This window comes from Kitasatospora sp. NPDC094028, assembly GCF_049543595.1.
Taxonomy (GTDB): Bacteria; Actinomycetota; Actinomycetes; order Streptomycetales; family Streptomycetaceae; genus Kitasatospora.
The window spans coordinates 510,110-519,604 of the sequence record NZ_JBMVFA010000004.1; the positions used below are offsets into that span (position 1 = coordinate 510,110).

Here is a 9,495-nt window from a genome sequence, read left to right on the forward strand (position 1 = left end):
GAGGGGCCCGGAAGGCGCGAACGCCTTCCGGGCCCCTCGTGCGGTCGGCTACCCGCCGCAGACCTTGTCGGACGGGAAGAGGATGGTGCGGTACCCCCATTCGAAGTGGGCCTTGATGGCCCGGCCCGGAATCCGGTCGCCGTTGCCCTCCGGAATGGCCTGCGGGTTCCAGTCGCGGGGCACCAGCTTGGTCGCCGAGTTCCAGTCCCACTGGTCGTCCACCCGGAAGTGGATGTCCACGACGCGGTACCCGTCCTTCCGCATCGGCCCGACACTGGTGATCTTGGCGTCCACGTTGAACGAGCCGAGGATCGACTTGGACTCGTAGTTGGTGCCGATGTTGCCGTTGCTCAGCACCCCGGCGACGTCGTCGGCGATCCCGAGCGCGACCCCGATCTTGTTGAGGGGGAACGCGGCGTCGGGGAGCTTCCCGGTGTCCTCGTACGGGGTGCGGAGTTCCTCGCCGATCGCCTGGGGCCCCTTCGCCTGGTAGTTGTTGAGGACCTTGGTGATCGCTTCCTTGACCTCCTGCTGCTTGGTGAGGTCCATCAGGAGGGGGTCGCCGGCGCCGAAGTTCACCACGTCCTTGTGGTCGAAGGTGTCGGTGAGCCAGGCGCGGAGGATGTCGTGCGCCCGGTCGTCGTTGTGCGGGTAGGTCGTCACGCTGTAGACCCCGCAGCCGACCTCCGCGCAGACCTGGACGGCCTCGCCGAGTTCGTTGGAGGTGTCGCAGACCTTCTTCCCCGCCGGGCACGGATCGTCCGTCTGTGCGGGCTTGGGCCGCGACTTGAAGGAGGGGAGGTCGGTGCTGGAGTTGGTCGCGGGCGGTCGGTAGGAGTTGTGCGGGCGCGACTTGCGGATGGTGTCGGTCCAGACGCCGTGGTTCGACGTCCAGGTCTCCTGGACGGTCTGGCCTTCCGGGGTCCGGCAGGGGCCGAAGCCGCCGCAGGTGCCCTCGGGGTGCAGGCCGCTGGGGTCGGAGAGGTTGACGGGGTCGTTGTCGCTGTAGGCGTAGCCGTTCCACTGCTGGGAGTCGGCTGCGTCTAGCAGCGGGTCGGGGCTGATGAAGCGTCCGGTGGCCGGGTCGTACTGGCGGGCGCCGAGGCTGGTGAGCCCGGTGGCGTCGTCCTTGCTGCCGCCGACGAAGCCCTTGGTGCCGGCCCACTGGCCCGCGGCGGGCTGGGTGCCGCGCGGGTTGCCGAAGGGGTCGGTGGCCCGGCGGGTGACGGTCATCGCGGCGTCGGTGCCGATCTGGAGGCCGTTGGTGCCGTGCGGGTCGGCGGCCTGGATCTGGACGGTGGTGCCGCCGCCGGCGGTGGTGGAGCGGGTGTAGGTCAGGCCGCCGGGGGCGCCGAGCGAGCGGACGTTGCTCGTGTTGCCCGCGCTGTCGAGGGTGACCTCGTCGGTGGCCAGGACCAGGGTGGTCTTGCCGGGGTTGCGGCGGATGAGCTGGTTGCCGTCCGCGTCGTAGAGGTAGCTGGTGACGCCGCCCTGGCCGGGCTTGGTGAGGGTGTCGAGCTTGTCCTCGCCGTTCCAGGTCAGGGTGGTGGTGCCGCCGGGGTCGGTGATGGCGGTGGTGTTGCCCTTGGCGTCGTACTGGTAGCCGACGGCCTTGGTGCCGGCCGGGCCGGTGGTGGTGGAGCTGAGGAGGGCGTGCGCCCCGCCGTTGCCCGCGCCGGTGTTGGTGCTCTTGGCGGCTCCGAAGGTCTGGGCGACGGTGGTGTTGTTGAGGCTGTTGCCGCTGGGGTCGTGCTGGACGAGGCCGGTGCGGTTGCCGGTGGCGTCGTAGCTGTAGGTGTTCCAGTACGGCGCCGGGCCGCCGACGGTGCGCCCGCCGGGGCTCACGGTGGCCGGGCCGGTGGCGTTGTTGCAGGTGCCGGTACCGGGGACGGTGGTGGAGCTGCCGGTGCCGTGGGTGAGGCCGGAGGAGTCCGTCCAGTCCGCGGTGGTCCGGGTGCCGCCGGTGTCCGTCCAGGCGCCGGTGAGGCGGTTCAGGTAGTCGTAGGTGTAGCACTGGGTGTCGGTCGCCGAGGCGTCCTGGATGTCGGTGGCCGAGGTGATCTGGCCGGCCGGGGTGTAGGTGTAGCTGGTCTGGTCGGCCGAGACCGTGCCGTTCTGCCGGTCGACGAAGTTGTTGATGACGCGTCCGGTCGCCCAGTCGTACTGCTGGGTGGCGACGACCTGGGTGCCGTACGGGCCGACCGTGGTGCGGACCGGCCGCGCGAGGGCGTCGTACTCGACCTGCGCGACCACCGCCTTCTTCAGGCTGCTCTCCGAGGTGAGCAGGCCGGTGATGGTGTGGCCGTAGCTGACCGACTCGGCGGGCAGTCCGCCGGCGGCCGGGATGTCCATGCCCGTGACGACCCCGAGGACCCCGCTGTACGTGAGGTTCGTGGTGTACGTGCCGGCCAGCGCGCCTTCGCTGGACGGGATGGTGAGCGAACTGCCCTGCGGGCGGTAGGCGGTGTCGTAGCCGGTGATCGCCTTGGTGTACGCCGAGCCGTTCACCGCCCCGCCCACGTAGCGGGTGCTGGAGGTGAGCAGGCCCTTGGCGAGCGTGTCGAACGTCCAGGAGACCAGCTGGTTGGCGGGCGCGACGCCGCCGCTGTACGCGCCGGTCTTCCGGTTCAGCGCGTCGTACGTGTAGGAGAGCGTCTGGTTCTTGGCGTCGACGGTGTGGTCGAGATGCCCCTGCGTGTCGTAGAACAGCTTGGTGGTGCCGGTGTCCGGGTCGGACGTGGAGGTCTGGCGGCCGCGCAGGTCGTAGCCGTAGGACCAGGTGTTGCCGCTGCTGTCGGTCTTGGCGGCGGTCAGGCCGCCGGGCGTGTAGGCGTAGCCGGTGACGTCGGCGTCGGCCGGGTTGCCGGTGGGCGCGGGCGTGCGGTACCGCCAGGTGGCGGTGGTGCGGCCGCGGGCGTCGGTGACGGTCGAGGTCGCGGTGCCGCCGGAGGGCGGGGTGGTGTCGACGCGGTCGGCGCCGGGGTAGGCGGTGGTGGTGGCCCACTGGAGGTTGCCGTTGGAGCGGAACTCGGCGCGCAGCAGGCGCCCGTTGCCGTCGTAGGTGTTCCAGGTCTGGGCGGGCACCTGGCCGTCCGCGGTCGGGACGAAGATCGCCTCGGTCGGGAAGGAGGTCTGCTCGTAGTAGGGGGCGGAGGTCTTGATGACCCAGCCGTGGGTGTCGTAGACGGTGTCGGTGATCAGGCGCCCGGTGGGCTTGGCGGCGCTGGTGCTCTGGGTCTGGCGGGGGCGGCCGAGGCCGTCGAAGATCTGGATGCTCGCCGAGAAGGTCGGCGAGTTGTCGTTGAGCGTCTCGGTCTTGATGGTGGCCGGTGCCTTGGCGCCGTACAGGCCGTAGGTGAAGCGCTTGCTCGGCAGGCTGTCGGTGGGCCGGTCGGGGCCCCAGACGGCGGTGATCCGGCCGAGCGGGTCGTACTGGGCGGTGGTGACGCGGTTGTTGGGGTCGGTGGTGGTCAGCGGTGAGCCGCGGGCCGGGTCCTGGTTGACGGTCGTGGTCCAGCCCAGCGGGTTGGTGGTGACGAAGGACGTCGGCAGCTGGCCGGAGGCCGGGGTGAACGCGGTGGAGACGACGGCGGGGGTGACCGAGGGGCCGCTGAGCTGGGCGCCGCCGCGGTCGTAGGTCGAGCCGTCGGTGGTCGCGGTGGTCAGCGGGCGGCCGTAGGCGTCGAAGGTCGCGCTGCTGGTGTGCGCGTAGACCGGGTTGCCGGAGCCGTCGAAGTGGTCGAGGGTCTGCGAGCCGGTCGGGTCGCCGGTGGTGCCGGCGTGCTTGAACGGCTTGCCGTCGTAGAGCGTCCGGGTGGCCGTGAGGGTGTTGGCCGCGGTGGCCGTGCCGGAGCAGGCGCCCTGGAAGACGGTCTTCTCGGCCGCCAGTTCCAGGTCCATGGGGTTGTCGCCACTGGCGTAGCCGATGGTGGTGCAGGTCTCGGGGGTGGCGGCGGTGCCGTCGCCCTGGTCGTCGACCGACACGACGCGGTTGCCGTTGGCCGGCTCGCTCGTCGTCACCGTCGTCGTGGTGCGCCAACTTCCGTCCGCCAGTTTTGACTTGGCGATCGCGGTGGTCTGCGAGTCCGGCTGCCAGGCGAAGATGTTCGGCGCGCCCGCGCTCTGGGCGTGGGTGGCGGAGACCTGCTGGCCGTTGTAGGTGGCGCCGGAGATCCCGATGACGCTGCCGCCGGCCTGGTCGAAGGTCTCCGTCGCGACGACCCGGCCCGCCAACTGCGCGCTGTCGGTGACCTTGCCGCCCAGCGGGCTCGCCAGATCGGGCACGGTCCTGAGCGTCGTCCCGTCCGCGAGGTAGTCGCCGACCATGCCGCGCAGGTAGGTCACCCGCTGCTGGGTCTTCGGCGCCTCACCGGGGTTGGCGTTGCCGGTGGTCGTGGTGACGGTCTGGTAGCCGCGGAACTGGTCCCAGGTGCGGACCTTGGGGTCGGTGAACTCCGCGTCGTTGCGGTGCCAGGCCGCGCCGCCGCCGTAGCTGTAGTCGGTTTCGCGGGAGACGGTCGGGGTGCTGACCAGGTCCTGCTCGACCACGGCCTTCACCAGCGGCTTGTCGAACCAGTCGCTGACCGGGTCCTTCCCGGACTGGCCGGGCAGGTACCAGTGGACCGGGATGCAGGCCATCGAGTTGGTGTCCTCGGAGGCCGGCATGCGGTTGTTGACCCGGGAGCACTCGGGGTCGGTGTAGAGGACGCCGATCCGGCCGCCGGCTTCGGTGGTGATGCCCTGGATCCGCGGGCGCATGAACTGCGGCGAGGCCGGGACGAGTCCGTCGATCCGGTTGGCCCGCATCTTGTACTGGAACTGCACGGCGGGAAGCGTGGTCAGGTCCGGCTGCCCGTTGCTGGGCACCCGCTGCACCGAGTCGAGCTGCAGCAGGTGCTTCGTCCCGTCGCCCGGGTCGGCCAGCTCCTGGGTGAGGTTGTAGGTGTCGACGGTGCGCGGGGCGCCGTTGACCTGGACCTGGGTGCTGATCGAGGTCAGGCGCTTGGTGGTGAAGAACGTCGGCGAGCCGTTGACGCAGCTGCTGTCGGTGCAGAGCTGGTCGATCGGGGTGTCCGGCCAGGAGTCCGCGTTGGCGGTGGTGCGCTGGTCCTCCGAGCAGGTGATCGTGCCACTGGGCAGGCAGCGCTCGGCGACGGTGAACACCACCTTCGCGGCCGGGGCGTTCGCGCCCTTGGCCGCCAGCTGCTCGCTCAGCCGCTGGCCGTAGCCGATCTCCTGGACGTAGCCGGAGCGCTGGTAGTCGGTGAGGGTGCCGGCGGGCCCGCCGGGCAGGCGGCCGCGCTGGTACTTGTTGCCCTCGGCCGCGTACTTGTACGTGGTCAGGTTGCCGTGCGCGTCGACCACGTAGTCGAGCTGCCAGCGCCAGGCCATCTGGCACCAGGAGCCGGTGCCCCTGGCGGCGTCGTAGCACGGGTCACCGCTGTTGGGCGAGTACACCGGCACGGTCAGCACGGAGTTCGCGGCCGGATCGCTGCCGTCCCCGCCGGGCAGGTGGTTGGCGCCGAAGTAGTACTGGACGCCGTCCGGCGTGGTGACGCGCCAGTACTCGCGGCCGTTGTAGTCGACGTCGCCCGCGCCCTTCGGCGCGCCCGTCAGCTGCTCGACCTTCGTCCCGTCGTCGTTGCTCAGGTGCCACACGCCGGTCTTGTCGTCGCGCACGATCGGGCCCGAGTGGCCGCTGAACGCGAGGGACGCGGTCTGGCCGCCCCAGCACTCGTCCCCGGAGCCGGTGATCCCGTCCTTGTCGCAGCCGCGGTAGGAGCGCTCGATGAAGCCGGGCTCGTAGTTCCAGCCGTCACCGACCCAGGAGGGCTGCGCGTTCGACGCGGAGGTCTTGCCGTCCACGTCCGCCGAGTTGTAGCTCAGATCGACGGTCGGCGCCGCGCCGCCGAGGGTCGGCGGCACCGCGATCGGGTAACTGTAGGAGAAACTGCCTGCGTTGGAGCCGCCCGCCCACGCGGCGGACAGGGACAGCGAGGTGGCCGTGTAGTTCCCGAGCGGGCCGGACGGCGAAGGCGCCGCCGCCAGGACGGTGGAGCCGCCGCCGGAGGTGTCGGTGACCGACGCCGGGGTGGCGGTGGTGGTGAACGAGGCCTTGACCGTGCCGCCGGCCTGTCCCGAACCCGGCTGCTTCGCATCCGGCTGCCCGGCCGTGGGCTTGGCGGGCAGCGTCACCTGCGCGGTGATCGTGCCGGAGCCGTCGCTGGTCGTGGTGACCGGCGTCTGGGTGCGGCACTCCGGCTTGTCCGGCGTGGTCAGCGCGCAGCCCGGCAGGGCGACCAGCGCCGCCCGGTCCGACCAGCCGCCCGCCTGCAGCGCCTTCAGGTCCAGCGTCACCCGGGCCCCGCGGCCCGGGCCGCCCGCGGCCTGCGCCTCGGCGTCGGTGAGCGCCACCAGCGGCCCGGCGACGCCCGCCGCCCGGCCCTTGTCCCGGTCGGTCACCTGGACGGTGACCGAATGCGCCGCCTCCGTCTGCGCGTTGCCGGGCGCGACCCGGACGGCCAGGTCCCCGGCCTTCGTCCCGTTCTGCCCGCCCGAGGCGGGCGAGGCACCGCCGGTCGCCTTGCGCGCGGCCTCCGCCTCGGCGCCGTCCGCGCCCAGCGTGACCGTCGCCGTACCGGTCACCACCGGCGCCGCCGCCTCCGGCTTCCACACCGCCTTCGCCGGAACCGACGCGGCCCCCGGCGGCTTCGCGTCATGCCCCTGGACGGGCGTGGTCGCCGCCCCCAGCGGGGTGTGCGGCGGAGTCCACACCTTGTCCCCGGGCTCCGGATACGTCCACGCCGACGCCGGCGGCGCCACCAGAGCGGACACCGTCAGCGCCAGCACGGCGCCGTACAGCACCGAGCGTGGTCGTGTCCCGCCGGAGCCTCCTCCCGCCCCTGACGTCCGATTTCGGGCATGCCAAACGCCCACGGCAGTTCCTCCCCGTGAAAAGTGAAAGTGACTAAACCTCAAAGTCGCACAGCGGCGCCGATGTTGAGCCAGAAGATAGGTGAGGCCCGAAGCGCTGCGACAGGCAGTTCCGCCACGCACCGATGTTGTTTGCGAAGACTTGACCGATCGGGTGGGAACCATTCCGGATATGTCCCGGTAATGCGGCTCCGGGCCGTCGAACTCCTTGCGCGGGCCCGGTCGTTCCCCTCCGAACGTCCTGCCGGTCGGGCCCGCGGCGCCGGGGAGGGGGAGCGGGGCCGACCGGGGCGGCCGGGGCGGGCCGGGTCGGCGAGGCCCCTTGCTTCGTGAGCGACGCACGCAAAGTTGTCTGGTCAAGTTCGGCCGGCGTTCGTGCAGGAGGTCTTCCGCAGGACCGCGCCGACCGGATACCTATGTCCCCGCTCATGGTGCTCGGCCATGACACCCACCCTCACCAACGGGACGAGGTATACCCCATGCGACTGCGCTGGAGCCCCCTGCGCGGGCTGCTCGCCACCCTTCCGCTCGTCGGCGCACTGGTCGTCGCCGCGCCCGCCCCCGCCCAGGCGGCGGGGAGCAGCGGCAACCTGATCGTCAACGGCGACGCGGAGGCCGGCGGCTACTGCACCGGCGACTGGAGCGCCGCCACCACCGTCCCCGGCTGGACGGTCCAGGCCGGCGGCGTCAACGTGATGTGCCACTCGGTCGCCTCCTTCGGTCTGCCCGGCGACGGCCGGACACCCGGCAAGGCCTTCTTCGGCCCGGGCAACTTCGGCGACGGCGCGATGGCGCAGACCGTCGACGTCTCCTCGGCGGCCACGGCGATCGACGGCGGCGGGGTGCACTACAACCTGGCCGGCTGGCTGGGCGGTTGGACCACCTACGGCGGCTACGTCGCGGTCGGCCTGCACTTCCAGGACGCGAACGGCGCCCCGGTCGGCGCGACCGCCAAGCTGCCGACCGTCTCCGCGACCGACCGGGGCCTGAGTACCGAGTTCCTCTCCCGCAGCGCCACCGGGGCCGTCCCGGCCGGGACGCGGTCGATCCAGGTCGAGGTGCAGTTCCTGTCCACGTCGAACGAGACCGGGTACCTCGACAACCTCTCGCTGACCCTCGACACCCCGGTCGCCGCCCCCGCGCCGGTCGCCCCGCCCGCCTCCCAAGTGCCGGGCTACGACCACGTGTTCACGGTCATGATGGAGAACACCGACTACACCCAGATCATGAACGACCCGGCGGACACGCCGTACATCCACGGCCTGATGTCCCAGGGCGCCACCCTGACCGACGCGCACGCGGTCTACCACCCGAGCGACGAGAACTACCTGGCCGTCGCCGGCGGCGACACCTACACCAAGGGCGCCACCTACTGGCCCAACATCAACTCCCCGCAGCGCAACCTCGGCGACACCATCGAGGCGGCCGGCAAGAGCTGGAAGGCCTACGAACAGGGCATGGGCACGCCCTGCAACACCACCAAGACCTACGACAGCTACTACATGCCCGACGACGCGCCGTTCATCAACTACACCGACATCAGCGGCGATCCGGCCCGCTGCGCGGCGCACCTGTTCGACACCTCGCAGCTGACGACCGACCTGCGGTCGGCGGCCACCACGCCGAACTTCTCCTGGATCGCCGCCGACGACTACTACGACGGCGAGGCCTCCGGCAACGGCAGCGCCGCCAGCCTCAAGGTGCAGGACGGCTGGCTGAAGCAGACCCTGGCCCCGGTGCTGTCCTCCCCGGCCTGGACGCAGGAGCGCTCGCTGCTCGTCCTGACCTGGGACGAGAGCCAGAACGAGGGGTACGACCACGTCGCCACCGTCGTCCTCGGCTCGCAGGGCACCGTCCCGGCCGGGACCAGCAGCCCGCTGCACTACGACCACTACGGCATCGGCCGCACCATCGAGGCGTCCCTCGGCCTGCCGGGGCTGACCGCCAACGACACGTACGCCACTCCGCTGAACGCCGCCTTCGCACCGGCCACGGCGACCGGGCCGACGCTGACCGGCGACCTGAACGCGGTCGCGAACGGCGGCAACGTCACCCTGCGCTACACCCTGCCGAACGCCGCCCAGGCCGGGGCGAAGAACTGGGTCGGCCTCTACCCGGCGGGGGTCACCCCGGGTTCCCAGTCCTCCTCGGCCTGGTCCTACACGCCGAACCAGAGCGGCGCGGTCACCTTCTCCACGGGCAAGCTGAGCGGCCCGGGCCGCTACGACGCGTACTACCTCGCCAACGACGGCTACACGGTGCTGGCAGGCCCGTTCCGGCTGACCGTCGGCTGACGACGGCGGAGCCCGGCGGGGGGGGGGCGGCCCCCCCGGGGGGCCCCCCCGGGGGCGGGGGCCGCCCCCCCCCCCGGCGGCGGGCGGGGGGGGCGGGGGGGGGGGGGGGGGGGGGGGGGGGGGGGCGGGGGGGGGGGCGGGGGCGCCCCCCCCCCCCGCGCCCCCGGGGGGGGCCCCCCCGCCCCCCCCCGGCACCGACCTGGGCCCGCTGATCACCGCGGAGGCCAAGGCGCGGGTGGCGGCGGCCTGTGCGCGCGGACTGGCCCAG

Annotated in this window: 2 protein-coding genes; one reads left to right on the top strand and one right to left on the bottom strand. The window is 72.1% G+C overall.

What is annotated here, in order from left to right; all coding sequences use genetic code 11:
• Positions 1–48: 48 nt before the first annotated feature.
• Complete coding sequence (locus ACPC54_RS10000; protein ID WP_498963185.1) at positions 49–6,864, bottom strand: RHS repeat-associated core domain-containing protein; 6,816 nt, start codon at positions 6,862–6,864, stop codon at positions 49–51.
• 548 nt (positions 6,865–7,412) lie between these two features.
• Here ACPC54_RS10000 and ACPC54_RS10005 point away from each other — a divergent pair.
• On the top strand, positions 7,413–9,227 hold the full coding sequence (locus ACPC54_RS10005) for an alkaline phosphatase family protein (RefSeq protein WP_498963187.1): 1,815 nt from the start codon (positions 7,413–7,415) through the stop codon (positions 9,225–9,227).
• The last annotated feature ends 268 nt before the right edge of the window (positions 9,228–9,495 follow it).

What these genes read in the sequence shown, in the direction of transcription:
- ACPC54_RS10005 (WP_498963187.1), top strand. Translation starts at nt 7,413, where the DNA reads ATGCGACTGCGCTGGAGCCCCCTGCGCGGGCTGCTCGCCACCCTTCCG.